Source organism: Thioclava sp. F36-7 (assembly GCF_002020075.1).
Lineage (GTDB): Bacteria > Pseudomonadota > Alphaproteobacteria > Rhodobacterales > Rhodobacteraceae > Thioclava > Thioclava sediminum.
The window spans coordinates 260,472-281,120 of record NZ_MPZR01000003.1 but is presented as its reverse complement, the minus strand read 5'-3'; the positions used below and the strand labels follow the sequence as shown (position 1 = coordinate 281,120).

The following is a 20,649-nucleotide window of genomic DNA, read 5'->3' as shown; positions in this document are numbered from 1 at the left end:
CTCAGCTGAGACCGAGTTTCTTCAGCCGGTTCTCGCGGAGCCGCGCGAAATCGTCGCCCGCGTGATAGCTCGAGCGGGTCAGCGGCGTGGCAGAGACCATCAGGAAGCCCTTGCCGTAAGCCGCTTTCTCGTAGTCGCGGAACTCGTCCGGGGTGATGAAACGCATCACCGCGTGGTGCTTCGGCGTCGGCTGCAGATATTGCCCGATGGTCAGGAAATCGACATCGGCCGAGCGCATGTCATCCATCACCTGACGGACCTGCGGCGCGTCCTCGCCCAGACCGACCATGATGCCGGATTTGGTGAACATCGACGGGTCCAGCTCTTTCACGCGCTGCAGCAGACGCAGCGAGTGGAAGTAACGTGCACCGGGGCGCACGCCGGGATAAAGGCCCGGCACGGTTTCGAGGTTGTGGTTGAAGACGTCGGGGCGCGCCTCGACGACCTTCTCCAGCGCGGCGGGCTCGCATTTGAGAAAGTCCGGCGTCAGGATCTCGATCGTGGTGTCGGGCGAGCGGTGGCGGATCGCGCGGATCGTCTGGGCGAAATGCTCCGCCCCGCCATCGTCCAGATCGTCGCGGTCGACCGAGGTGATCACCACGTGGTTCAGACCCAGCGTCTCGACCGCATGGGCGACGCGGCCCGGTTCGAACACGTCGAGCGCATCGGGGCGACCGGTGGCCACGTTGCAGAAGGAACAGCCACGGGTACAGATCTCGCCCATGATCATCATGGTGGCGTGACCCTGGCTCCAGCATTCGCCGACATTCGGGCAGCCTGCCTCTTCGCAGACGGTGACCAGCTTGTTGGTCTTCAGAATGTCGCGCGTCTTCTTGTAACCTTCCGAGACCGGCGCTTTCACGCGGATCCAATCGGGTTTCTTGGGCTGAGCATTGTCGGCGCGATGCGCCTTTTCGGGGTGGCGTTCACCGGGCATCTTGAGATCGCGCATGATCCATCCTTTCGGAGTGCGGTTGATCGTCACATAAGCCGATTGCGTGTCGGATGCAAATGCGCAGGCCCGAAGGCAGCCTTGCACATCGCGCGCGGCTGACCTGCGCGGAAGCGGCGGTCAGGATCACCACAAGGAAAACGAATTCAAAGACGCCGAACATCTCCGCGCATCCGAAAGGGTCTCGCGCAGCGAATGCCGCAACTGCAAAGTCAGCGATTGTGACCGAAAGGGACATCCGCTAGTCAGGACACTCTCCAAAACGCAACCTCCCCAACCGATAAAGGAGACCTCCCATGCTTCCCGGTTCGAAACTGCCCGAAGTGACCTTCCACACCCGCGTGCGCGACGACAGCATCGAGGGGCCGAACCCCTTCCGCTGGGAGGACAAGACCACCTCGGATTACTTCGCGGGCAAGCGCGTGGTGCTGTTTGCACTGCCCGGCGCCTTCACCCCCACCTGCTCGACCTACCAGCTGCCCGGCTTCGAGAAGGGCTTCAACGATTTCGCCGAGCAGGGCATCGACGAGATCTACTGCCTGTCGGTCAACGACGCCTTCGTGATGAACCAGTGGGCCAAGGCGCAGGGCCTCGAGAACGTCAAGGTGATCCCCGATGGTTCGGGCGAGTTCACCCGCCGCGTCGGCATGCTGGTGCGCAAGGACAATCTGGGCTTCGGTCTGCGCTCGTGGCGCTATGCGGCCGTCGTCAATGACGGCGTGGTCGAAGCTTGGTTCGAAGAGCCGGGCCTTGAAGACAACCACGGCGAAGACCCCTACGGCGTGTCCTCGCCCGAGACCGTCATGAACTGGCTGGTCGACGCCAAGGCCGAAGCGGCGGCGTGACCCTATGCCGGCCCGTAATCGGGCCGGCTTACGAGGGACCGGGCCGCGCGGCGATCAGAAGCGTCTGCGCGCCTGCGCCACCATCCCCTCGCCGGCTTTTTGCAAGACCTGCGCGAGCGGGTCGAACCACGCCTCGGCATCGGACACTTCGCGGGCACGGACCAGCCTTACGGTCCGTGCCGGCTCCTCGTCGAACCGGCTGAGCGCGAGAGTCGGGAAGGCGCGGGTTTCCTGCAAGCTCGCGATCTCGGGCACCAGCGTCAGCCCCATCGCCTGCCCGGCCAGCGCGCAAAGCGTGGTCAGCGAGGACGCCCCCAGATCGATGCGCTGCGCCGCCCGCGTCAGCCCGCACAGCGCCAGCGCCTGATCGGCAAGGCAATGCCCCTCATCGAGCAGCAAGAGCTGATCCGGGTCGATCGCCTGCGGGCTGAGGCCGCGCACCATGGTCAACTGATCCGGCGTCCCGGCCAGCAGGAAACGGTCCTCGAACAGCGGCGTCTCGAACAGTTCGGGCGCGGGCGTCGCGATGATCGCCGCATCAAGGCGCCCCTCGGCGATCTCGGCCAGCAGCGACTCGGTCGTCGCTTCGCGCAGCCGAAGCCCCCCTTGCGCGCGCAGCCCCGCCAGAGACGCAGGCAGCAGATAGGGCGCGATGGTCGGGATCACACCGAGATTGACCTGCCCCAGCCCGCGCCGCGCCTCGGACTGCAGATCGCGCAACTCGCCCGCGACCCGCTCGGCGGTCTCCAGCACGCGCCGCCCGGCCCGCGTCAGCCGCACATCGCGCGGGCGGCGCTCGACCAGCGGCTGACCAACCTGCTCCTCGAGCTCACGGATTTGCACCGAGAGCGCGGGCTGGCTGACATGGACGATCTCAGCGGCGCGCGAGAAAGAGCGCGCCTGACCGAGCGCCCGCAGATAGGTGAGTTGGCGAAGCGTGATATTCATAATCTTCGATTATCGACATGCGAAAAACTTTACAACTTCACATTATACCATTTCCACATGGATGGCTCATGCCACGAAGAGAACTCGTGAGGGTGCGCGCCATGCCCGGCAGGACGCGGACCAGCGACAAAAAGAAAGGGCGCGAGAAAATATCACGCCCTTTCTTTCGCTTTATCAGAGTCTTGCAAAGAAAAGCTAAGGTAACCCCTTAACTTAAGCGGACTGTTAGGCATTGAGGGTTCGGCTGAGTGAGAACGCCCGGACCGCCACTCACCCAATCATCGGACTGGCACCGCCATAGGTGTCGTCGTAATGCCGCTTGAGGCGTTGCAGAGCGATGCGGAGGACGATCTTGCCCGAGCGTGCCGACCAGCCAAGCCGCTTCTCCGCCGTCTCCAGACCTTCGAGAAAGCAGCAGCAGCGCAGCGCCATGTCGCCCAGTCCCGGCCCCAGATCGCGCAGCGCGAGCGCCACCCGCTCGCGCGCGGTGTCGGAGCCACCACCCATCGCCAGCTCGGGGCGATACTGCCCGCGCCCGCCACCACCGGTCAGAAACCGTTCCCAGTTCTGACCCACGCGCGGGCCCATCTGCGCCAGCTCAAAATCCTCGCGCAGGCGCTCGCCCGCCGCGACCAGATCAGCACTCAGGAACGGCCGCCCCTGCTTGTCACGCCGCCGCGCCAGCACCGCGAGCGGGCTTTCTGCCAGATTGGCGCGCACCCGGCGCTGATGCCCGTCCGCGTCGGCGCGCGTCTCGTGGGCGAACTCGCCATGCTGGGCGGCGAAGGGATTGGCGGCTGTCTCACCGCGTGCCGCGGCCTCTTCCTCCAGCACGCGTTTCAGCGCCGCGCGCCCCGCCTGTGTGATCTCGTAGCTGGTGACGCGCCCAGCATGGGCGACCTCGATCCAGTCCTTGAGCGCGAAAGCCTGCGCCACCGCGCGCTCCAGCACCGCCGTGCGCACCGTGCCGCGCAGCACCACGGCCTTGTCCATCTCGCGCCCCACGATCAGGAGCGCGCCCGGCTCGGCCAGACGGCGCAGGATGCGGCGCGTCTCGCGGCGCAGCTGGTCTTCATCGGCGGGCGTCTCGGAGGGGCGGAAAGCAGCGGTCATGGGCGTGTCCTTTTGGAGCACGGTCGTCATCGGAGCCTCGGGATAATTGGCAGCGCCCGGCCCGGCCGCGCGGCCAAGACGTTCGAGCGCCTCATCGACCAGCGGATCGTCCCGCCGCGCCTCGATCCGGCGCACACGGCGCAGGATCGTCGAGGCCGCGCACCCTTCCGCCCGTGCCAAGGCCCGTATCGGAACGCCTTCTTCGACATGGCGCAGATAGAGTCGGGCATGTTCGGGCAGCCAGGCGGGCAGTGCCGCCGGGGCCGGTGCGATCGAAGTCATATTGTCCCCCAGATTGCGCCGCGAAATGCGCGACGAGTCCGTCCGGTAACAACCGTGAGTTGCTTTGGTTACCCGTTCGTTAATAAACGGGACGCCAGCAAGAATTCCTTAAACTTCCTAAACAAAGCTTTGCGGGGCGCGCGCTTGAGGGCGAAATTGCGCAACACCGCCTGAGGCTGGGTAACGCTCGGGATCTCACCTCAAGGGAGTTTCCGATGACCTTCGCATTTCGCCAGAAATCCACGCCCGCCGTCCACGCCCCGTCGCCCTTGCGCCTCGTCGAACCGGCCGAAGCCGACAGCGTCGCCCCTGATCCCGATCCTGTCACCGCCGTGGCGAAACTGCGCCGCCCGCGCCTGTTGATCCGCGCGGCCCGGCACGGGCTGAGCGATTACAGCCGCAAGCGCGACCTCAAGCGGGTGATGCGGATGAGCGAACTACCACGTCCGGGCGCGGCCCTGCGTGCGCTGATGGCCGAGGAAGCGGCGCTCGATCAGGCGCGGCGCGCGGGCGAGGCGACCTATTCGGTCGCCCGCCATATCGAGCTGCTGATCGCGCTTCTGGCGGAGGCGCGGCTGGCGCGGCGGCCCACCGATAACTGTGCGGCAGATCCGTCTCTCAGCGCGACTTGAAGAGCGAGCCGAGAACCCCGCGCACGATCGTCTGGCCCGTCTTGGTGCCCAACTGACGCGCAAGGCTCTTGCCGAAGGTCTCGAGGATCGTATCGGACCGGCGGGCGGACGTTTTGCGCGTCGGCTTCGACTTCGCCGTCGGATCGTAGCGCCGCGCATTGTTGAAATTGTCGAAGCCCTCATCGAGCTCGGAGCGGCCCGCGGCGGTCTTGGCCGCCTTCTCGCGCGCCTCGGCCTCCGCGGCCTCGCGCGCGGCCAGTTCGGCACGCTTGGCGAGGATTTCCTGCGCCGACTCGCGATCCACCGGCGTGTCGTATTTGTCGCCCAAACCGCTTCCCGCGATCACGGCGGCACGCTCGGTATCGCTAAGCGGGCCGAGGCGCGACTGCGGCGGGCGGATCAGGGTGCGCTCGACCATGCCCGGCACGCCCTTCTTCTCGAGGAAGGAGGTCACCGCCTCGCCGGTGCCGACTTCCTTGATCGCGATCTCGGTGTCGAAGCTCGGATTGGCGCGGTAGTTCTCGGCGGCGCGGTGCAGGTCCCGCTGATCTTTTGCGGTGAAGGCGCGCAGCGCATGTTGGACGCGGTTGCCAAGCTGGCTGAGAATGCCGTCGGGCACGTCGCCCGGGTTCTGCGTGATGAAGAACACCCCCACCCCTTTCGAGCGGATCAGCCGCGCCACCTGCTCCACCTTGTCGACCAGCGCCTTGGGCGCGTCGTCGAACAGCAGATGCGCCTCGTCGAAGAAGAAGACCAACTTGGGCTTGTCCGGGTTACCGACCTCGGGCAGTTCCTCGAACAGTTCCGAGAGCAGCCACAGCAGGAAGGTCGCGTAGAGCTGCGGGCTGCCCATCAGCTTGTCGGCGGCGAGGATGTTGATCTGGCCCATGCCGTTTTCGTCGATCTGGATCAGGTCGGCGAGGTCCAGCGCGGGTTCACCGAAGAATTGCGCCCCGCCCTGATTTTCCAGCACCAGCAGGTCGCGCTGGATCGCGCCGATCGTCGAGGTGCCGACATTGCCGTATTCGAGCGCGATCTCGTCCGCGCGCTCGCCGATATGGCGCAGCATCGCGCGCAGGTCGTCGAGGTCGAGCAGCGCCAGCCCCTCCCTGTCGGCGATGTGGAAGGCGATGTTGAGCGCGCCTTCCTGCGCCTCGGTCAGCCCCAGAAGACGGCTCAGCAGCAGAGGCCCCATCTCGGAGACGGTCGTGCGCACCGGATGTCCCTTCTCGCCGAACATGTCCCAGAAGACCGTCGGATAGGCCCGGTATTGCAGATCGAAACCGATGGTCTGCGAGCGTTCCATGAAGGCGTTGTGCAGCTTGGCCTCGGCCGAGCCAGTCGCCGCGATGCCCGACAGATCGCCCTTCACATCGGCCATGAAGACCGGCACGCCCGCCTGCGAGAAGCCTTCCGCGAGGATCTGCAGTGTCACCGTCTTGCCGGTGCCGGTCGCGCCCGCAACCAGCCCGTGACGGTTGCCGTATTGGAGCTTCAATTCCTGCGGGCTTGCGTAGCCTTCACCACCGCCCCCAACGAACACACCCTCTTCGGTCAGAACACCGGTCATCTTGCCCTCGCCAAACAAATTTCGGCTCCGACAATACTACCTTAACCCTTTTGCGCCAGTGTGATCCTGCCCCCGGAGTGCGCTTTTGCGCGGATGGGGGCGCTTCCTCCCTGTTGAACTGGCCGCGCCACGCTTGGCGCGGTCTTTTTCTTCTGTGCCAAGGGATTGCGTCCCGGAGTTCATCGCTTCACCGAGCGTCACATTTCCTCAACTTTGCCTGTTGACCTGTGAAAAATTACGGCCTAGCGTGTCGGCAATGACGAAGTCGGCCAGTCCGACAGGGGGAAAAGGAAGGGGTCCGAATGGGCCCCTTTCGCTTGGAAAGCCCAGCTTTCACTCCCCCCGGAATAGCCGATACAGCCCGCGCGAGACGCGGCTGAATCTCCCCCGCTCTTTCGGCGAAATCCCTCGCCTGCGCCAGCGCCGATGCAGGCCGTCGAGCCGCTCACGAAACTGTGGCAGTTTGCCGCCGATCCGTGAGCGCCGCTGCGGAATTCGCGACTGACAGGGGCGCAGCCCCGTGTTAAGCCTTCGCCCAATACGTTTCAGGAGAAGAGTAATATGTCTCAACTGACGAAACCGCTCGCCCTCGCTCTGGCCCTCGGCCTTGCAAGCGGGGCGTGGGCGCAAGATACCACCTCGAGCGACACGACCACGACCCCCTCGGCGGATGCGACCGCAGGCGCGACCACCGATGGCGCGGCAACCCCGGCGGCGGATGCGGGCGCAGACGCGACCAGCACCGATCAGGCGCCCGACGCCACCGCGAACGGTGCTGACGCCACGCCGACGATGCCCGGCGCCGATCAGCAGGCACAAAAGCCGCAGGAGCCGCAGACCTACACCAAGGCCACCTATGGCGATTGGGATCTGCAATGCGCCAAGTCGCCCGACGGCAAGGATCCCTGCCAGATGTATCAGGTGATCAAGGACCAGAATGGCGGCAACGTGGCCGACATCTCGGTGATCGGCCTGCCCGATGGCAGCCAAGCTGCAGCCGGCCTGACCATCATGGTGCCGATGCAGACCCTGCTGTCGCAGAACCTCGTGATGCAGGTCGATGGCGGCAAGGCAATGGTCTACCCCTATTCCTTCTGCGACCCGCGCATGATGGGTTGCTTCGCGCGCTTCGGCGTCGGCAAGGCCGAACTCGAGTCGCTCAAGAAGGGCAGCAAGGCGACGATCACAATCACGCCGCTGGCCAACCCGCAGCAAAAGGTCAAAGCGGATATCTCGCTCAGCGGCTTCACCAAAGCCTTTGACGAGACCGTGAAAACCAACAAGGAAAACGGCGTTCAGCAGTAAGCTGGATTGGTGAGCTTCGGCTCGCAACCGTTTGAAATCAAATACGCCGCGCCCCATCCGGGCGCGGCGTTTTCATATCGCGCGCAGGGCCACGACCGCGTTAAGCCCTCCGAAAGCGAAGGCATTCGAGAGTGCCGCGCCGACCTGTGCCTTGCGGGCCGTGTTGGGCACGTAATCCAGATCGCAGTCGGGATCGGGGGTGGCGTAATTCGCCGTGGGCGCGATCACCCCATCGCCAAGCGCCATCAGGCAGGCGACCAACTCCACCGCCCCCGTGCCGCCGATGCAATGCCCATGCAGCGCCTTGGTCGAAGAGACCGCGACGTGATCGGCCGCCGCACCTAGTGCCGCGCGGATCGCGGCAGTCTCGATCCGGTCATTGACTGCCGTGCCGGTGCCGTGGGCGTTGATATAGCCGACCTCTTCGGGCGCCATGCCCGCATCGCTCAGCGCGCCGGTGATCGCGGCGGAGGCGCTGTCGAGCGACGGCATCACGACATCACTCGCATCGGAATTCATCGCGAAGCCCGCAATCTCGGCCAAGGGCTGTGCGCCGCGGGCCTCGGCGCTTTCCAGCGTCTCGATCACGAAGACGCCCGCGCCCTCGCCCTGCACCATGCCGTTGCGATCCGCCGAGAACGGGCGGCAGCCATCGGGCGACATCACTCGCAGCCCTTCCCACGCTTTCAGCCCGCCGAAATTGAGCATCGCCTCGGACCCGCCCGCGAGCATCCCCTCGGCCATGCCGGACCGCACCATCTGGAACGCGAGGCCGATGGCGTGGTTGGAGCTGGCGCAGGCGGTGGCCACGGCAAAGCTCGGCCCCTGCAGCCCGTAGCGGATCGAGAGATGCGAGGGCGCGGCGTTGGCCATCAGCTTGGGCACCGTCAGCGGATGCACGCGGTTCTTTTGATCTGCGAAAACCGCGCGATAGGCGTTATTCGCGGTCGTGTGCCCGCCGCCTGCGGACCCGATGATGCAGCCCCAGCGCGCGGGATCGGGGGCTGCCTCCAACCCCGCCTGCGCCATCGCCTCCGCGCCGGAGATCAGCGCGTATTGGGTGAAGGGATCGTATTGCGCGAGCTGCGCTGAGGTGAAGCGGTCAGACGCGTCATAGCCGCGGATCTGACCGCCGATGCGGATGCTCAGCCGCTCCACATCCTGGAAGCTGAGCGGCCCGATGCCGCTGCGCCCCTCCGCCATGGCCGCCTTGGTTGCCGCAACGCCCTCGCCGAGCGCGTTGATCGTGCCCGCGCCCGTGATGACGACGCGCCGCATCAGGCGACGGCGGTCGAAGGCTTGCCGCCCGAGACGAGACGCTCCACCGCGCCGACGATCGCGCCGACCGAAGACATGTCGAATTGCGAGGCGGCGGGCTCGTTGGCGTTGAAGGGCACCGAGACATCGAAAGCTTCTTCGATGGCGAAGATCACTTCGACGAGGCCGAGGCTATCGAGCCCCAACTCGTCGAGCGTCATCTCGGGCGAAAGTTCGGAGGGCTCGCGAAGGGCTTCGCGGGCGATGATCGAGAAAACCTGGTCTTGCACGTCTGGCCTCATATCTGGGGTTACTCCGTGCCGCCTTTTTGCGTGAGTTTCGTAACAGTTTCTCGAAGCTCGGCCATTTGCGCAAACAATCTCGGCAATCTGCGGACAGATTTGTTGATCTCGAGTTGCGTTTCCATCTTCACCGCCGGACTCCCCCAGATCGTACGGCCTTTGGGAACGTTGGTATAGATATTGGTGCCGCCCGCCGCGATGACGTCATCGCCCACGGTGATGTTGTCCGAGACGCCGCATTGGCCTGCCAGCACCACGCGGTGGCCGATCCGGGTGGAGCCCGCGATGCCGACCTGACCGCAGAGCAGGCAATCCTCGCCCACCTGCACGTTATGGCCGATATGGACCATGTTATCGAGCTTGCTGCCCGAGCCGATCGCCGTCGCGCGCACCGTGCCGCGATCGATACAGGCATTGGCGCCGATCTCGACATCGTCTCCGATCTCGACCGTGCCGAGCGAATGGATGCGGGACCATTTCTGCTCGGTGATCTCCTCGCGCTGCTCCAGCGTGTGGCGGATTTCCTCGACACCCGAAGGATCAGGCGTGACGAAGGAGAACCCGTCCGAGCCGATCACTGCGCCGGGCTGACAGACCAGACGATCGCCGATCAGAACCCGCGCGCCGATCCGCGCACCGGGATAGATCAGCGCATCAGAGCCGATCTGCGCGCCCTCCGCGATGGTCACCTGCCCCACGATCCGCGCGTTCGGGCCGATCTTCGCCTCCTTGCCGATCACGGTGAAGGGGCCGATGGCGGCATCCTTGCCAATGATGGCGGTCGGGTCGATCACACAGGTCGGGTGGATGCCGGGCTCGACATTGGGGCCGGGATCGAAGGCTTTCGACAGCCCCGCCATGGCGAGACGCGGGCGGGTCACGAAGACCGCCGCCTCCAGCCCGAGCGCGCGCCAGTCGGCACCTTCCCACAGAAGCGCCGCGCGGGCCTTACCCTCGCACAGCCCTTCGGCGTATTTCTCGCTCATCGCGAGGGCGATCTGGTCGGGTTCCGCCGTCGCAGGCTCGGACGCGCCGGTCACCTCGATCGACAGGTCGCCTTCGGCGCGGGCGTTCAGCGCCTGCGCGATATGCTCGATTGTCTGGGACATGGCCGATCCTCTCATGGTCGCATGAGGGCGCGCTTGCCGCCCCCGTTGCCAGAGATTTAGCTGTCCTGCGTGCCCAATTCCACCCCGGCCTTTTGCAAGGCGTTGAAGAGGATCGCGTCACGCCCATAGACGTCGCGGCGATACTCGACATGCCCCGACGCGGTCGGCCAGGCGGTGAAGTAAGTCAGATGGACCGGGACGTGCTCTTCGAGCGGCACGACGGTTTCGCGCCCCGAATTGAGGATGCGCTTGAACTCAGCTTCCGGATCGGAGCTTTGCGCGCCCAGAAGCGTGTAGGCCAGATCGAAGGGGTCGCCGACGCGCACGCAGCCATGGCTGAACGCCCGCGTCTCTTTCTTGAAGAGCGATTTCGACGGCGTGTCGTGCAAGTAGATGTTCCAGCGGTTCGGGAACAGGAATTTCACCAGCCCCAGCGCGTTGCGGTTCGACGGCGGCTGCTTCATTGCGAAGGGGAAGTTGCTCGCATTATAGGCGGCGAAATTCACCGCCGAGCGCGGCACGACCCGGCCCCGGCTGTCGATCAGCTGAAGCTGGCTCGCCGCGTTCGGATTGCGCTTCATCTGCGGCAGGTATTCTTTGGTCACGATCGAGCGCGGCACATGCCAGGCCGGGTTGATGACCATCCGCTCCATCTCGTCGGAAAACTCCGGCGTGCGGCGGTCCGAGCTGTTCTGCCCGACCACCGTCACCGAGCGGAAGATAGTCTTGCCGTGATCGACCACGCGCACCGAGAAATCAGTGATGTTGACCCAGACGTAGCGGCCCGAGAAATCGATGCCGTTCATCCAGCGCAGACGCTCCATCGCGACGAGGATGGCTTTCATCCGCGCCTCGGGGCTCTTGTTGATCTCGCCCAGTGTGCTCGGCCCGGCGACGCCATCGGTCGCGAGCCCCTGATCGGTCTGATAGGCCTGCACGGCCTTCTGCATCTCGGCGTCATAGGTCGCGCTGGCAGAGCGGCCCAGATAGCCCATCCGCTGCAGCCGGTCGCGCAGCGCCAGCACGTCCGGCCCGCTGTCGCCGGGCTCGAGCTTGGTGCCGGGCACCGTCGGCCCCCAGCCGCCCGCTTCGATCTGATGTTCCAGATCGAGGCGCGCTTTCACCAGCTGCGCATATTGCGGCATCTGAGGCGCCAGCTCGCGCAGGAACAGCGCCGGGTTGGTCGAGGCCGCAAAAGCCGTGATCCGGGCTTCGGGATCGGCGCGTTTGGGTTCGCGCTTGATATCGGAGATGACGCTATGCGGGTCGAGCACGCCATGCGACAGGTCATGGGCGTAATCGAGGAAAATCTGGCTCATCTTCACTTCGAGCAGCCCGCGCTGACGCTCGGACTGGACGGCGGCGAAGGCGACACGCAGCCCCTCGGGGTCGTAATGCGAAGTGGGCAGCCCCTGCATTGCCGACAGATCGAGCGCGCGCATGAAAGCCGCGCGGCGGCCCGCATCCTCGGCGGCGGTCCAAATAGGCCGGTAATCGCGGGCGGCGTAGAAGGCGGCCAGAGCGGGATTGTCAGCGGCAGCCTCAGCCACGGCCTGGGTGAAGCCCGAAAGCTCGACGCCAGCCAGCGGCGACATGGCCCCTTGCGCTGCAATCTGGGCAGTGCCTTGCGCCTGAGCGCCGGCGGCGAGCGTAGCTAGCGCGAAGGCCAGCCCTATCTTACGGAAATTGCGCGTCATAGCGTCTAAACCCCTGCCCGGACCCATCGTTCCAGATGTTCCAAACTTACCTGCATCTGTCCAGCGAAGCGTTGCCTGCGCGCAACGAAGTGAGCCGACGCGCGAGGAACGATGCAGGGACGCAACAGCACCTTTCCGCTACCTCCGCCCCCGTCGTCACAGCGCTCCCACTGGGGCGTGAGACCATTTTTACTACCGGCAGGCGAATTTTTGCCGACATACCCCAACATGGCAAAGATGCATCAGTTCCGTTCTTTATCGATTAATCTGTCTATGCCATAAGGAGTAAGAAGTTTGGGTCTACCATCCCTCAACCGCTCGAAACAGAGCGGGAAAATCGAGAGACAGGCGAACACAGGAACTTGCTATGACGACGATTTCCCGGCGCGGCCTTCTGGGCGCATTTGCTGCGACCATGGTGACGGCAGCCCCCACCATGAGTAACGCTTTCGGTCTACTCAAGGGCGCAGGGGACATCCGACGGATCAAGATGTATAACGGTCGTACCGGCGAGACGCTCGACACCGTTTACTGGATCGAAGGCGAGTATATCCCCGACGCGCTGAAGGAAATCACCTACTTCGCCCGCGACTGGCGCACCAACCAGCTGAAAAACATCGACGCGCGCACCGTGGACATCGCAGCCGCCGCGCACAACCTGATGGACTCGCGCGAACCCTACATGCTGCTGTCGGGCTACCGCTCGCCGAAGACCAACGCCATGCTGCGCTCCCGCTCGAAAGGCGTCGCGAAGAACTCGCTGCACATGCAGGGTCTGGCGATGGACCTGCGGCTGAAGTCGCGCTCGGTCAGCCAGATGTACAAGGCGGCGGCCGCCTGCCACGCCGGCGGCGTTGGCAAATACTCGCGCTCGAACTTCGTGCACATGGATTGCGGCCCGGTGCGGCACTGGGGCTCCTGAGCCTCGCGCTCCTCGTCTGACCGACCCGAACGCCGCTTTCCCGAGCGGCGTTTTTCTTTGCCTGCCCTGCCGGGGGGGGCCCCAAACCGCAGACAGAAAAAGGCCCCGCATGGGGGCCTCGATCAGTCGTGCGTAGCGATGCTCAGTCGAGCACCCTTCCCTGCTGGCGGAAATAGGCCTCTGCCTCGGGCGTCAGATCGACCTTCTCATAGCCCGAGACCATGGGGCGCACATGCTGGCGGAAGCCGTGGCCGATGGTGAGCAGGTAGACATGGATCACCACGAAGCTCGCAATGGCGAAGGCCGCGAGGACGTGGAAATTCGCGATGATCTCCAGCCAGAACGAGCCGCCGTCGAGGTGATCCCAGAAGCCGTAGCTGAGATAGGCCAGTCCCGAGATCCAGATCGCCGGGAAGACCATCATCTTGAGCGCGAAATAGGCCGCCGCCTGCAGCGGGTTGTGCCGCCGCTCGTAGCTCTTCACATAAGGATGCTCCTCGCCCTTGAAGACGCCGTAGGCGTAGAAGCGGCTAACCTCCCACATCCCCTGCATGCGCGGGATGAACTGCTTGTAGCCGCCCGTGGTGAACAGCCAGAAGGTCGCGAAGGCCCAGAGCAGCAGGAGCGCCAGCGCGACGACCGTGTGGATCAGCACCGCCGCCCCGAAAGGCAGGATCGGATGCAGTCCCAGAAGCCGCGCGCCGGTGAAGAACAGCAACATGATCGAGGCGACCTGGCTCCAGTGCCAGAGCCGGTTGAAGCGCGAATAGACCTTTACGCAATGCTCAGCCATGGTGGCCTCCATTCTTCTTGCCGCGGTTGATCAGGCGCAGCGCGCCATGGCCCAAGGCCCCCAGAAGCGCCATCAGGAACATCGCGAGCCCCAGCTTGCCGCCGAGATTGATTTCCGATCCGGGAACGTAGATCCCCGCCAGATCGGCCATCCGGCCGCCCTGCGTGTGGCAGCTTTCGCATTGCAGCGCATCGTCTGCGGGCGCGACCATATGGGTGATCGGCCAGTACATGTAGGTATGGACGAAATCGAACTCGCCCGAATACTCCACACCGGCATAGTCCATGCCCGCCTTGAGGGATTTCTCCCAGTCGTAATAGGACCAGAGCGCGGTGCCGTTGCCGGGGCCATAGACGTTGTTATAGGCCAGCACATTGCGCTGGGTGTCATAGGCCTGCGTGCCGACCATCCGCTTGAAGGGGAAGATGCGGCTGTCGGGCTGACCGGGATTGCCGCCGATCTTGTTGATCTCGACCACCTGCGTCGGGTCGATCTCTTCCTCCGGTAGGGTGAAGGTCATCTCGCCGTTGGACCAGGCGTAATAGGGCGTGACGTTCTCGCCCCATTCGAAATTGCCCTTCTTCGACATGTAGGTGTGCAGGTGCTTGCCGTCGGATTGGGTGAAGCCCTCTTCGGTGATCGGCTTGCCGTTCTCGTCGAGCTTGCCCGCCGTGGACCAGTCCCAGACGGTCTTTGTGGCCACCCCGCCCCGCGCGAAGCTGGGGATGTGGCAGGTCTGGCAGGCCAGCGTGTCGGTGTGATCGTTGAGCTTCGCCGCGATCAGCGGGTTCGGCCCCTCATGCGGGCTGTCGGTGTGGCACGACTGGCAGGCGGCCGCGTCGTGGGCGGTGCCCGCCTTTCGATCGGGATGCGGGTCGATAACGTCGGTCTCGTAGCGCGAGCCCTCGAAGACGTGCTTGTCCGAGACGTGGCAGGTCTCGCAGGTGAAGTTCTGACCGTCGGGCGACATATGGACATCGACGTCGCGCGGCGGGTTGAACAGCGCCGAGCTGAGATCGCCATGCTTCACGTTGTCGCCGCCACCGCCGTAGAAGTGGCAGTTGCCGCAATTGTCGCGACCGGGCGGTGCGCCCACCGATTGCGCGGCCTCGGCCAGATCGACGGGCCAGGCGGCCGCGCCGGTGATCGTCTTCGCGCCCGCGGCCACCGGTTCCAGCGGCGGCTCGCCCGCGAGGTTATCCTGTTTGGTATATTGGCCGGATTTGTCGTGACAGACGAGGCAGTCGACCTTGGTCGGATCGTCGGGCATCGGCTCGCGCACGTCCGTCCAGCCATAGCCCGTGTGGCACGAGGTGCAGCGCACCTCGTTCGAGGCGACATTGCCGCAAAACGCGTTCATCTCATGCGCCTTGCCGAGCGTCTTGCCCGTGGCCTCGTTCTGGTATTCCCAGGTCCAGTGAACCGAATGCATCACCTGATTGGAGGCTTCGGTGTGGCACGACAGACAGGCTTCCGTCACCTCGGAGCCCGAGGCGAACGGCCCTTTGAGCTGATCGAATTTCGAGTGGTCGGCAGTGAGCTCTTTCACCGGATCGTTCATATGGGCGGCCTTCGACGCGCCTTGTGCGACGGGTGTCGATTGCGCGCCGATTGCAGGCGTCTCCTCCCCGGCCGCGTCCTGCGCATAGGCGGGAAGCTGGCCCAAAATCACGGCTGAGACGAATGCCGTGATCCGCAATGCACTCTGTGTCATCGATGCTCCGACTGGCTCACTACTGGTTACTCACATTGCTTAGCGTGAACGCGGCGATCACGGGGATGCGACATTTCGTGAGTTTTGCGTGACTTACTGTCGCATCAGATTTTGCACGCGCGGGGGTGCGGCGCGCATCACGCAGCCCTGATCTGCCGTGAGCGGTGCGGCGAGGAACGAAGCGCTGCCGCCCCGCGCTGAGCCTCACCGGGCGCGGACATCCCCATTCCCGGCCCTCAAATCGATTTCACAGGAGAGTTTCATGCAGCGCGCAACCCGCTTCGTTCTTCCCGCCGCCCTCGCCCTTGCCCTCGGTTCGGGCGCGGCGTTCGCCGCCTCTTCGAGCAACGACGGCTCGAAAACCGAATGGATCAACCCGGTCGTGAAGGATTACGGCAAGATGCACCCCGTGCCCGATGGCGCGCTCAGCCCCGATCCGAACAAGGACTGGAAGATCGTCTTCGACGTCGGGATGGGCAAGACGATGGACGGCGGCGTGAACGCGGCACTGTGGCATGTCGCGCGCGCGGTGAACGTCTACGGCAATGCGGGCGTCGACAAGGAACATCGCAAATTCGCGGTGGTGCTGCATGGCGCGGCGACCCCGCTCGCGCTTTCGCCCGAGGCGTATAAGGACAAGTTCGGCAAGGACGATCCCGACACCAAGCTGAAGCAGGAGCTCGCGGATGCGGGCGTCACGCTCTATGTCTGCGGGCAGGCACTGGCCGATCACGGCTTCACCGAGGATCAGGTCGGGCCGAATGTCGATGTGGCGCTCTCGGCTCTGGCCGCCGTGCCCGTGCTGGAAAGCCAAGGCTACCAGCTCTTCCCGATGTAAGCGCGCCTCTCAGGCGGACATGAAAAAACGCGGGCAGTTTGCGCTGCCCGCGTTTCTTTTTGCTTGACGGAGCGAGGCCCGGAGGCCCCTGCCCCTCGGCTTACATGCTGCCGGCGCCCATACCCATCCGGCTTGCCAGATCGGCCAGCACCCAGACGGTGCCCGCAGCCATCAGGATGATGAGCAGGAAGGTGAACAGCACCAGATACAGGTCCGGACGCGCCTCTTTCGAGAAGTCGAGGTGCATGAAGGCCCAGAACTGGATGATCAGCTGCGCGATGCCGAGGATGCCCACGATGGACCATGCGAGGCCCGTCGAGAACACGCCACCCGCGACGATCACAACGCCTGCGAGCGTCAGGACCACCGAGAGCGCGAAGCCCCAGACATAGCGCGCCATGTCGTGCTTGTACTCAGCCGAGTCCATGCCGACGTCGGAGTTGATATAATCCATCACAGCACCCCCATCAGGTAGACTTTCGTGAAGAGCGCGATCCAGACGATGTCCAGCATGTGCCAGAACAGGCCCAGACGCACGAGACGCGACTTGATCAGGTCGTTCATCCCGAAGGTCTTCATCTGAACCATCAGCAGGATGCCCCAGATGATACCCGAGGTGACGTGCAGACCGTGCAGACCCACCAGCGAGTAATAGGCGGTCAGGAAGCCCGACACTTGCGGCGTGTTGCCCTCGGTCCAGAACTCGTGGAATTCGTAGAGTTCGATCCCGAGGAAGATCGCGCCAAGCGCCAGCGTCACGACGAGCCAGCCCACCGTGCGCTTCATCGACGCGCCGTATTTCATCCCCAGCGTGCAGATACCGAAGGTGAAGGTGGAGATCAGCAGCGCCATCGTCTCGATGGTCGGCAGGCCGAGGCTGAACAGCTCATGCGGGCTCGGCCCGTTCGCGATGCCGTGCCATTCGGCATCGGCGTAGTTGGCGATCATCAGCGAGAAGGCGATGAGGTCCGACATCAGGAAGATCCAGAAGCCGAAGATCACCGTGCCCGTCTTGTCGTGATGGCCGTGATCGTGGGAGGCAGCGTGCGCTGCCCCCGTGTTGCTCATAGTTGCACTCATACCTGCGTCTCCATGATCAGGCCGCGGTTCTTGGTGGTGAACTCATCGTCGAGCCGGATTTGCGGCGTGGTTTCGACGAGGCGCTTGTGGGCTTCATAGCCCTCACGCAGTTCTTCCGCGGTGACGGTTTCTTCCCAGTCGGTGTCGTAGGAGCGGATCAGCACCAGCACCCACATGGCCACGAAGCCCACCGCAGCGATCAGCCACATCTGGAAGATCATGGCGAAAGCGAAGAGGGTCGCGACGAGGCCCACCAGGAACGGCATACCGGTCGGTTTCGGCAGGTGGATGTCGACGAACTCGGTCGGATCCATGACCCGCTTGCCCGCTTCCTTCGCATCAACCCACGGCTCTCGCGAGGTCATCGCCGGGATGGTGGAGAAGTCGTATTCCGGCACCGGGCAGCCCAGCGACCATTCGATACCACGACCGTCCCAGGGATCGCCCGCCGGCACCATCAGGCTCTCACGGTTCTTGACCGAGACCCAGACCTGAATGATCTGCGCGGTCAGACCCGCCAGCACGCACAGCGCGCCGAGCATCGCGATTACCAGCCACGGGAAGTAGGCCGGCTCGGTGAAGAAGGCCATGCGGCGCGGTGCGCCCATCAGACCGATCGCATAGAGCGGCATGAAGGCCCCGTAGAAGCCGATCATCCACAGCCAGAAGCTGCGACGGCCCCATTTCTCGTCCAGGCGGAAGCCGAAGCAGAGCGGGAACCAGTAGTTCACGGCCGCGAACATACCGAACAGCAGGCCCGGGATGAGCATGTTGTGGAAGTGCGCCACCAGGAACAGCGAGTTGTGGGTCGCGAAGTCGATCGTCGGGTTGGCGAGCATGACGCCCGTGATCCCGCCGATCACGAAGGTGAAGATGAAGCCGGTGGAGAACAGCATCGCGGTCGAGAATCGCAGCTTGCCGCGCCACATGGTCAGCATCCAGTTGAAGACCTTCACACCGGTCGGCACACCGATCGTCATCGTCGCGATGCCGAAGATGGCGTTGAGGTGGGCGGTCTGACCCATGGTGAAGAAGTGGTGCACCCAGACGGTGAAGGACAGCACTGCGATGGCAATGGTGGCCCAGACGAGCGAGGTGTAGCCGTAGATCTTCTTGCCCGAGAAGGTCGGGATGACTTCCGAGAACACGCCGAAGGCCGGCAGGATCAGGATGTAGACTTCCGGGTGACCGAACAGCCAGAACATGTTGGCGAAGTTCATCATGTTCCCGCCATGAGTGGCGGTGAAGAAGTGGAAGCCCGCCTGACGGTCAAGCGCCAGCATCAGCGAGGCCACGGTCAGCGGCATCATCGCGAAGATCATCAGGATCGCGGTGCAGAGCGTCGTCCAGGCGAAGATCGACATGTCGAACAGCTTCATGCCGGGGGCACGCTGCTTGTAGATCGTCACGAGGAAGTTGATGCCCGAAAGCGTCGAACCGACCGAAGTCAGGCCCAGCGACCAGATCCAGTAATCCACGCCCTCGTTCGGCGACAGCTTGATGCCCGTATAGGGCGGATAAGCGGTCCAACCGCCGGTCTCGAAGTGACCGACGACGAGCGAGGCCATCACGAGTGCCGCACCGCCGATCGACAGCCAGAGCGAGACCGCGTTCATGAAGGGGAACTCCATGTCGCGCGCACCGATCTGGAGCGGCATGACGACGTTGATGACGCCGGTCAGGAAGGGCATCGCCACGAAGAAGATCATGATCGTGCCGTGGGTCGAGAACAGCTCGGCGTGGTGTTCGACCGACAGGAAGCCCGGTGCGGGCGAGACCTGCTGGGCGCGCATCACGACCGCCTCGAGGACGCCCCGGATCAGCATGATCAGGGCGAGAACGATGTAGATCACACCGATCTTCTTGTGATCGAGCGTAGTGATCCAGTTCGACCAGAGCGGCTTCCACCAACCTTTGACGGTCAGCAGAACCATGACCGCGAGCGCGCCGAGGACGACGATGCCGCCCGCGCCTGCTGCGATCCCGGTGGACAGAGACGGATCCGTGAAGAAGGGAACGATGAAGATATCGTTCCAATCGAGACTACCAAGAATACTCATTGAGCGTCCCCTTGATGTTGGTTTTGCGAGACATGCAGCTCTTCGCGGATCGCGTCGTCGATCTTCTTCTGCTCGGGCGCATGGTCAGGAAGGATGGCTGCGCCACCGTCGTTCAGCATGTCGGGGTTCATCGCCACCTTGTCCCAGTAGCCTTTCTGAGGCGGCTCGAAGAGCTCGGGGCCCGACCAGGTCGCGGTCTTCTTGAACGCCTTCTCGAGCTGGGCGAAGGGGTGCTTGGGCTCTTGCAGGAACGCGTCGAACTGCTCCTGGCTCACCACGTCGACCTCAAACTTGTTGAGCGGGAAGGCCGCGCCGTTGAACTGGCTGTTGAAGCCATAGGTCTGCGACGGATCTTCCGAGGTGGTCAGGTTCATCTTCGTCTTCATGCCCGGCATTGCGTAGATCTGGCCAGCAAGACGCGGGATCCAGAAGCTCTGCATCGCGCCGGTGGCGGTGATGTCGAACTCGACGGGGGTGTTCTCGGGCAGGACCAACCGGTTCACGGCGGCGACCTTGCCGGGATAGATGAACATCCATTTCCATTCGGACCCGATGACCTTCACATGCATTGGTTCTTTGCCCGTTGCCTTGTAGGGGTCTTCGCCCATCACGTGGCCCCAGGTGAGCCAGCCGACGATAAGGAAGGTGAGCGTGGCACCACCCCAGATCACGACTTCGGCGGCAACCGAGTGCGACCAAGTCGGGTCATATTTGCCTTTCCCACCCTGACGGCGATAGCGCATCGCGATCCACGGCGTGCCGATCAGGATCGGCAGGGAAATGGGCAGCATCCAAAGGAAGAAGCTGATCAGGTGAGCGCGTTCTCCGGCCGCCACCGGGCCGAGCGGGGTCATCACCCCGTTCTCCGCGCAACCTGACAGCCATGCAGCCGCAACGGTCAACAGGACCGGGGCAGCGAGGCGGCTGGGCCGCTTGTAGATTTTTTCAAACAACACGGAAATACCTTTCCTATTCCCTCTTCTTGGCGCGGGGGCATAGGGGTCTCTCGGGGGAGGCCGCGAGGGCTCCCGTCCCGCGCGATGCCTCCCACTCTAGGGCAGCGCCCGCGAGGTCAATCGGTGTTGACAAATTGTCGCAGGAACGGGCGTAACCGACTGAAAATAATGCACAAATTTCATCACACACCTGCGACGCACGAAAAAATAACCAATAAATAAAGGGGGTTGGTCTTGAACGGGGGCGCCCGAATACAGGGGTAAACGGGCCCTT

The 20,649-nt window shown here is 64.0% G+C and carries 19 protein-coding genes; 5 read left to right on the top strand and 14 right to left on the bottom strand.

Features of this window, described 5'->3' with window-relative positions; all coding sequences use genetic code 11:
- Window position 1: 1 nt before the first annotated feature.
- The gene (lipA, locus tag BMI89_RS07140) at window positions 2–952 is read right to left on the bottom strand and encodes a lipoyl synthase (RefSeq protein ID WP_078519270.1); all 951 of its coding nucleotides are present in this window, start codon (window positions 950–952) and stop codon (window positions 2–4) included.
- 296 nt (window positions 953–1,248) lie between these two features.
- Between lipA and BMI89_RS07135 the strand changes: the two genes are divergently transcribed.
- On the top strand, window positions 1,249–1,797 hold the full coding sequence (locus BMI89_RS07135) for a peroxiredoxin (RefSeq protein WP_078570365.1): 549 nt from the start codon (window positions 1,249–1,251) through the stop codon (window positions 1,795–1,797).
- Between the two features lie 54 nt (window positions 1,798–1,851).
- Here BMI89_RS07135 and BMI89_RS07130 read toward each other — a convergent pair whose 3' ends face one another.
- A complete protein-coding gene (locus BMI89_RS07130) occupies window positions 1,852–2,745 on the bottom strand; it encodes a hydrogen peroxide-inducible genes activator (protein ID WP_078570364.1) in 894 nt (297 codons plus the stop codon).
- A 270-nt stretch (window positions 2,746–3,015) separates the two neighbouring features.
- A complete protein-coding gene (locus BMI89_RS07125; protein WP_078570363.1) occupies window positions 3,016–4,140 on the bottom strand; it encodes a DUF6456 domain-containing protein in 1,125 nt (374 codons plus the stop codon).
- A gap of 215 nt (window positions 4,141–4,355) precedes the next feature.
- Here BMI89_RS07125 and BMI89_RS07120 point away from each other — a divergent pair, with 215 nt between their 5' ends.
- Window positions 4,356–4,772 carry a DUF6477 family protein gene (locus BMI89_RS07120; protein WP_348638852.1) on the top strand — a complete coding sequence of 139 codons (417 nt, stop codon included), beginning with the start codon at window positions 4,356–4,358 and terminating at the stop codon, window positions 4,770–4,772.
- Here BMI89_RS07120 and BMI89_RS07115 read toward each other — a convergent pair.
- Window positions 4,759–6,342, bottom strand: a complete 1,584-nt coding sequence (locus BMI89_RS07115; RefSeq protein WP_078570507.1) for a helicase HerA-like domain-containing protein — start codon at window positions 6,340–6,342, stop codon at window positions 4,759–4,761. The genes BMI89_RS07120 and BMI89_RS07115 overlap by 14 nt on opposite strands.
- Before the next feature lie 561 nt (window positions 6,343–6,903).
- Between BMI89_RS07115 and BMI89_RS07110 the strand changes: the two genes are divergently transcribed.
- Window positions 6,904–7,647 carry an invasion associated locus B family protein gene (locus BMI89_RS07110; protein ID WP_078570362.1) on the top strand — a complete coding sequence of 248 codons (744 nt, stop codon included), beginning with the start codon at window positions 6,904–6,906 and terminating at the stop codon, window positions 7,645–7,647.
- Window positions 7,648–7,719: 72 nt separating this feature from the next.
- Here BMI89_RS07110 and BMI89_RS07105 read toward each other — a convergent pair whose 3' ends face one another.
- From BMI89_RS07105 to BMI89_RS07090, 4 genes are read right to left on the bottom strand one after another with little or no spacing between them, the layout of a single operon-like run.
- Window positions 7,720–8,925 carry a beta-ketoacyl-[acyl-carrier-protein] synthase family protein gene (locus BMI89_RS07105; protein ID WP_078570361.1) on the bottom strand — a complete coding sequence of 402 codons (1,206 nt, stop codon included), beginning with the start codon at window positions 8,923–8,925 and terminating at the stop codon, window positions 7,720–7,722.
- On the bottom strand, window positions 8,925–9,206 hold the full coding sequence (locus BMI89_RS07100) for an acyl carrier protein (RefSeq protein WP_078546851.1): 282 nt from the start codon (window positions 9,204–9,206) through the stop codon (window positions 8,925–8,927). The genes BMI89_RS07105 and BMI89_RS07100 overlap by 1 nt, the downstream gene beginning before the upstream one ends.
- Before the next feature lie 8 nt (window positions 9,207–9,214).
- A complete protein-coding gene (locus BMI89_RS07095) occupies window positions 9,215–10,315 on the bottom strand; it encodes a UDP-3-O-(3-hydroxymyristoyl)glucosamine N-acyltransferase (protein ID WP_078570360.1) in 1,101 nt (366 codons plus the stop codon).
- Between the two features lie 56 nt (window positions 10,316–10,371).
- Window positions 10,372–12,012, bottom strand: a complete 1,641-nt coding sequence (locus BMI89_RS07090) for a L,D-transpeptidase family protein (RefSeq protein ID WP_078570359.1) — start codon at window positions 12,010–12,012, stop codon at window positions 10,372–10,374.
- 367 nt (window positions 12,013–12,379) lie between these two features.
- On the opposite strand from BMI89_RS07090, the gene BMI89_RS07085 reads away from it, so the two are divergent.
- A complete protein-coding gene (locus tag BMI89_RS07085) occupies window positions 12,380–12,934 on the top strand; it encodes a DUF882 domain-containing protein (RefSeq protein WP_078546845.1) in 555 nt (184 codons plus the stop codon).
- Window positions 12,935–13,076: 142 nt separating this feature from the next.
- On the opposite strand, the gene BMI89_RS07080 is transcribed toward BMI89_RS07085, so the two are convergent.
- Together BMI89_RS07080 and BMI89_RS07075 are read right to left on the bottom strand one after the other, a co-directional pair.
- Window positions 13,077–13,727, bottom strand: coding sequence for a cytochrome b/b6 domain-containing protein (locus BMI89_RS07080; RefSeq protein WP_078570358.1), 651 nt, complete (start codon window positions 13,725–13,727; stop codon window positions 13,077–13,079).
- Window positions 13,720–15,441, bottom strand: coding sequence for a tetrathionate reductase family octaheme c-type cytochrome (locus BMI89_RS07075; RefSeq protein WP_210402146.1), 1,722 nt, complete (start codon window positions 15,439–15,441; stop codon window positions 13,720–13,722). Before BMI89_RS07075 ends, BMI89_RS07080 begins: the two co-directional genes overlap by 8 nt.
- Window positions 15,442–15,703: 262 nt before the next feature.
- Between BMI89_RS07075 and BMI89_RS07070 the strand changes: the two genes are divergently transcribed.
- Window positions 15,704–16,279, top strand: coding sequence for a DsrE family protein (locus tag BMI89_RS07070; protein ID WP_078570357.1), 576 nt, complete (start codon window positions 15,704–15,706; stop codon window positions 16,277–16,279).
- A 100-nt stretch (window positions 16,280–16,379) separates the two neighbouring features.
- Here BMI89_RS07070 and BMI89_RS07065 read toward each other — a convergent pair whose 3' ends face one another.
- Genes BMI89_RS07065 through BMI89_RS07050 form a run of 4 tightly spaced genes read right to left on the bottom strand, consistent with a single transcriptional unit; the run spans window position 16,380 to window position 20,273 of the window.
- Window positions 16,380–16,733 (bottom strand): cytochrome C oxidase subunit IV family protein, encoded by a 354-nt coding sequence (locus BMI89_RS07065; protein WP_078519282.1) that lies wholly within the window; start codon window positions 16,731–16,733, stop codon window positions 16,380–16,382.
- Entirely contained in the window at window positions 16,733–17,347 is a 615-nt protein-coding gene (locus tag BMI89_RS07060; protein ID WP_165756923.1) for a cytochrome c oxidase subunit 3, read from the bottom strand. Before BMI89_RS07060 ends, BMI89_RS07065 begins: the two co-directional genes overlap by 1 nt.
- An 8-nt stretch (window positions 17,348–17,355) precedes the next feature.
- Window positions 17,356–19,419, bottom strand: coding sequence for a cbb3-type cytochrome c oxidase subunit I (locus BMI89_RS07055; protein WP_078570356.1), 2,064 nt, complete (start codon window positions 19,417–19,419; stop codon window positions 17,356–17,358).
- Complete coding sequence (locus tag BMI89_RS07050) at window positions 19,416–20,273, bottom strand: hypothetical protein (protein WP_078570355.1); 858 nt, start codon at window positions 20,271–20,273, stop codon at window positions 19,416–19,418. The genes BMI89_RS07055 and BMI89_RS07050 overlap by 4 nt, the downstream gene beginning before the upstream one ends.
- Window positions 20,274–20,649: the final 376 nt, after the last annotated feature.

What these genes read in the sequence shown, in the direction of transcription:
- BMI89_RS07120 (WP_348638852.1), top strand. Translation starts at nt 4,356, where the DNA reads ATGACCTTCGCATTTCGCCAGAAATCCACGCCCGCCGTCCACGCCCCG.
- BMI89_RS07105 (WP_078570361.1), bottom strand. Translation starts at nt 8,925, where the DNA reads ATGCGGCGCGTCGTCATCACGGGCGCGGGCACGATCAACGCGCTCGGC.
- lipA (WP_078519270.1), bottom strand. Translation starts at nt 952, where the DNA reads ATGCGCGATCTCAAGATGCCCGGTGAACGCCACCCCGAAAAGGCGCAT.
- BMI89_RS07110 (WP_078570362.1), top strand. Translation starts at nt 6,904, where the DNA reads ATGTCTCAACTGACGAAACCGCTCGCCCTCGCTCTGGCCCTCGGCCTT.
- BMI89_RS07085 (WP_078546845.1), top strand. Translation starts at nt 12,380, where the DNA reads ATGACGACGATTTCCCGGCGCGGCCTTCTGGGCGCATTTGCTGCGACC.
- BMI89_RS07065 (WP_078519282.1), bottom strand. Translation starts at nt 16,733, where the DNA reads ATGGATTATATCAACTCCGACGTCGGCATGGACTCGGCTGAGTACAAG.
- BMI89_RS07095 (WP_078570360.1), bottom strand. Translation starts at nt 10,315, where the DNA reads ATGTCCCAGACAATCGAGCATATCGCGCAGGCGCTGAACGCCCGCGCC.
- BMI89_RS07090 (WP_078570359.1), bottom strand. Translation starts at nt 12,012, where the DNA reads ATGACGCGCAATTTCCGTAAGATAGGGCTGGCCTTCGCGCTAGCTACG.
- BMI89_RS07080 (WP_078570358.1), bottom strand. Translation starts at nt 13,727, where the DNA reads ATGGCTGAGCATTGCGTAAAGGTCTATTCGCGCTTCAACCGGCTCTGG.
- BMI89_RS07125 (WP_078570363.1), bottom strand. Translation starts at nt 4,140, where the DNA reads ATGACTTCGATCGCACCGGCCCCGGCGGCACTGCCCGCCTGGCTGCCC.
- BMI89_RS07075 (WP_210402146.1), bottom strand. Translation starts at nt 15,441, where the DNA reads ATGACACAGAGTGCATTGCGGATCACGGCATTCGTCTCAGCCGTGATT.
- BMI89_RS07135 (WP_078570365.1), top strand. Translation starts at nt 1,249, where the DNA reads ATGCTTCCCGGTTCGAAACTGCCCGAAGTGACCTTCCACACCCGCGTG.
- BMI89_RS07070 (WP_078570357.1), top strand. Translation starts at nt 15,704, where the DNA reads ATGCAGCGCGCAACCCGCTTCGTTCTTCCCGCCGCCCTCGCCCTTGCC.
- BMI89_RS07060 (WP_165756923.1), bottom strand. Translation starts at nt 17,347, where the DNA reads ATGAGCAACACGGGGGCAGCGCACGCTGCCTCCCACGATCACGGCCAT.
- BMI89_RS07050 (WP_078570355.1), bottom strand. Translation starts at nt 20,273, where the DNA reads ATGACCCCGCTCGGCCCGGTGGCGGCCGGAGAACGCGCTCACCTGATC.
- BMI89_RS07115 (WP_078570507.1), bottom strand. Translation starts at nt 6,342, where the DNA reads ATGACCGGTGTTCTGACCGAAGAGGGTGTGTTCGTTGGGGGCGGTGGT.
- BMI89_RS07100 (WP_078546851.1), bottom strand. Translation starts at nt 9,206, where the DNA reads ATGAGGCCAGACGTGCAAGACCAGGTTTTCTCGATCATCGCCCGCGAA.
- BMI89_RS07130 (WP_078570364.1), bottom strand. Translation starts at nt 2,745, where the DNA reads ATGAATATCACGCTTCGCCAACTCACCTATCTGCGGGCGCTCGGTCAG.
- BMI89_RS07055 (WP_078570356.1), bottom strand. Translation starts at nt 19,419, where the DNA reads ATGAGTATTCTTGGTAGTCTCGATTGGAACGATATCTTCATCGTTCCC.